The sequence below is a fragment of the Oleiphilus sp. HI0079 genome, assembly GCF_001635105.1.
In genome coordinates this window covers 1-217 of record NZ_LWFT01000487.1, presented here as the reverse complement: position 1 = coordinate 217, position 217 = coordinate 1, and the positions used below count along the sequence as shown (strand labels likewise).

Sequence of the window (217 nt, the reverse complement as noted above, 5' to 3'; positions counted from 1 at the left end):
GAGTCTTATGAGTCAAGACACTCCCAATCTCGAAGACGGTGTCGAGCAAATTTCACTTCGTGAATATACCGAAAAAGCCTATCTCGATTATTCAATGTACGTCATTCTAGATCGTGCTTTGCCGCATGTTGGTGACGGCCTTAAGCCCGTTCAGAGGCGTATTGTTTATGCGATGTCGGAGTTGGGGCTGAAATCGACTGCTAAGTACAAAAAGTCA

Annotated in this window: 1 protein-coding gene; it reads left to right on the top strand. The window is 45.2% G+C overall.

The annotated features are described in order from the left end of the window. Positions 1-7: 7 nt before the first annotated feature. On the top strand, positions 8-217 hold a 210-nt coding region (locus A3750_RS06335; protein WP_156498456.1), incomplete at its 3' end, for a DNA gyrase subunit A.